At 58.7% G+C, this 2,610-nt stretch carries 2 protein-coding genes and 1 pseudogene; all 3 read right to left on the minus strand.

Going from position 1 to position 2,610, the window contains the following annotated elements:
* Positions 1-301, minus strand: a pseudogene (locus BN873_RS01800) (hypothetical protein); the annotation flags it as partial.
* A gap of 24 nt (positions 302-325) precedes the next feature.
* The gene (locus tag BN873_RS01805) at positions 326-1,042 is read right to left on the minus strand and encodes an AAA family ATPase (RefSeq protein ID WP_048670268.1); all 717 of its coding nucleotides are present in this window, start codon (positions 1,040-1,042) and stop codon (positions 326-328) included.
* A gap of 107 nt (positions 1,043-1,149) precedes the next feature.
* Positions 1,150-2,610, minus strand: a 1,461-nt coding sequence (locus BN873_RS01810) for a DDE-type integrase/transposase/recombinase (protein WP_206778869.1), incomplete at its 5' end; no start/stop codon positions are given.

Genomic DNA, 2,610 nt, shown 5'->3' on the forward strand with positions numbered 1-2,610 from the left:
TGGGGTCGTAGACCCCGCTTTGATCCCGGCGCACGATGGGTGCGAGCGGACCGTGGCATTCCACCAGCCGCCAAATGGCATAGCCGAAACTTTTGCCGTTTCGCTTCGGACGCACCTGCCGCAGGTAGCCGGAGCGGTACAGCGCCCGCAGGTAGGCACGTAGGTTGCGCTCGCTGGTTTCCGCTACGAGTTCCAAATCGATGGACATGAACTGCGGGGTGACGCGCATGGCATTCCAGATTCGCTGGCGCGCGGTTTTCACCCGGTTGCGTATTCGGGTACTGCCGGGAGTACGAGCCATCGAAGCCTCCGATAAGTGCGGCCATCATTGGCTCACCTGAAAAATAGAGCCGCCCCAGACGGCAAGATTAATTTCGCTCCAGCCTTTGACTTGGGCGCGATTGCGCGCTTTTTTGATGTTTTGGGCGATGTAGCTCATGCGTCCGCTGGTTTTTTCGATCAGCGCATCGAGCCAGTCATCGTTAATGGGGATAGCGCAGAGCGCATTGGCGACGATGCGCACATCTTCCCGATCCAGGTCATTGAACTGGACCCACTGATGGACGCGGCGTGAGAGTTGCTCGCGGGAGCGGATCTTGCCCTCGATCTTGTCCATGCCGACCATGACGACCGGCATCCCGGCTTTGTCGTGCAGGGAATGGACGACTTCGAGCATTCGCAGAGCCGTGGAGGCACCGGGCAGAAAGAGGTAGTCGATTTCGTCGATCAGTAACGGTCGGCCTTTTTTGGACATTTCATCGGTGATGCACCGCTCCAGATCCGCATTGCGCCCTTTGGGTTCAATGCCAATCGCGGCCACGATGTCCCGATACATGCTGCTGAGCGTCCAGGCTGGACTGGCTTCGACGTAGATGCCGTTGGTTTCATTGAGCAGGTGAGCCAAGGCGGTGGATTTGCCCGTGCCGGTGGCCCCGTGCAACAGCACGATCCGTTCATCACCCCGTTCGGCGGATTCCACCATGTCGTAGGCGTCCAGCATGGCTCGAATGTTCTTGACGTTGGCGATTTTTGGTCGTTTCATAATGGGTTGTCGTACCTCTTTACGGGTTGGTTGTGTCATCAGGAATCACCCAGCTTGGCGTCTGGCTCACGCGAAGCTGGGTTTTTTGTGCCCTCCACGCTGGCGATTTACGCCACATGCGCGCAATCCTGGGTCTGCTTAGCGAGCGCGAGCGCGGCGGTTTTCCAGGCCAGGAACTGTTCCCAGCCGACTTGCTTCTCCATTTCCGACTCAAAAAGCCGTGGTCGTGGATAGGCGCTGTAGAATCGCGCAATGCTTTCCGCCTCACCCGGCCCGAATTGCCCGTTACAGGTCTGGGCGAACAGGGCGCGAATGTCGTCAAATTCCGAAGCCGCTTTGCTGACCGGCACCGGCGCATTGAAGGCTTTCGCGGCTTTTGTTTCGGCTTTGAGATCATCGAGATAGCCCATTTCACGCGCTTTTTGGGGCGTAAAGCCCTGGCCGATCTCCAACACGCTGCGATTCGCCAGCGCATCCAGGGCGGCGCGCATGGCGGCGGTTTCGTGGGGTTCGATCTCGGTGTCGTCTGGCGAGGGGAGGCTTAAGAGTTCGTCGCGGCGCACCAGTACCTGCTCGAAGGTGGCCCGGACATTGAGCGTTTTGGCAGCGGCTCTGCTTTCGCGCCGCAGCCGTTGCGCATTAGCCCTTTGCACGGCCTTGCAGGCGGTCGCAAACTGACGGCGGTCAACGCCGGTGATTTCTGGGCATTCAGCCACGCAAATGAAGTCGCCACGCGCGTCAAAGACGTAGACTTTGCCCATATCCCCTTCGGGGTCGTAGAGCACTTTGACGCGCTGGCCCACACACAACGCGAGTTCTTCAGCGCCGTAGTGGTAGGATTCGATTTGCAGACCGTAGGTTTTGGTGACGGTGCGATAGCCATTGCCTGGCGCTTCGGAGAGCAGCAGATCAAGGACACGGGCGTTTTCGATGCGTCGGGGCGGTGGAGCGCTTAAAACCCGATCCAGCGGACGCTGGCCATTTAATCCGGTGTGGGACGTGTGGTGATAGCGCAAGACCCACTGGTCGCAAAAGTCTTGGAGTTGGTCGGCCGTTAATTTCAACTCGACCGTGCGATCTTTAACGAATAAGCGATCTGAGAACTGCTGACGCGCCCGTAACGCTTCGCGTTCGGCGACGTTGTGTCCGATGTAGCCCGGCAGATACTCCAGCAGATCATGTGAAAATGTTCTAAAAAATCGCTCGATGAAGGGTTTTTGCCAGGGCGAGAAGGGCTGAGACGTTTGTTGATCGATGCCCAGCGCATGAAAGATGCGGGCCAGGTGATGGCTGACGTACTCTTGACCGTTGTCGGTGGTGGCGATTTCCGGTACACCCCAGTCGAGCAGCGCGCCGCGCAGCAGATGGGCGACGGCGGTGGCTTTGCTGGTTTTGGAGACGTGCAGCCGGACGCGACGGGAGTAGACATCGATCACGCCGAGGATGCTATGACGACCATCGGTGAGCAGAACATCGGCGGGGGTGGAGTCGAATTCCCAGACCTGGTTGAGTCGGATGATGTTGGCGGAGGCATCGCCCCAGCCGAGCATGTAGCGACTCTTCCATTG

The sequence above is a fragment of the Candidatus Competibacter denitrificans Run_A_D11 genome, assembly GCF_001051235.1.
GTDB classification, from domain to species: Bacteria; Pseudomonadota; Gammaproteobacteria; order Competibacterales; family Competibacteraceae; genus Competibacter_A; species Competibacter_A denitrificans.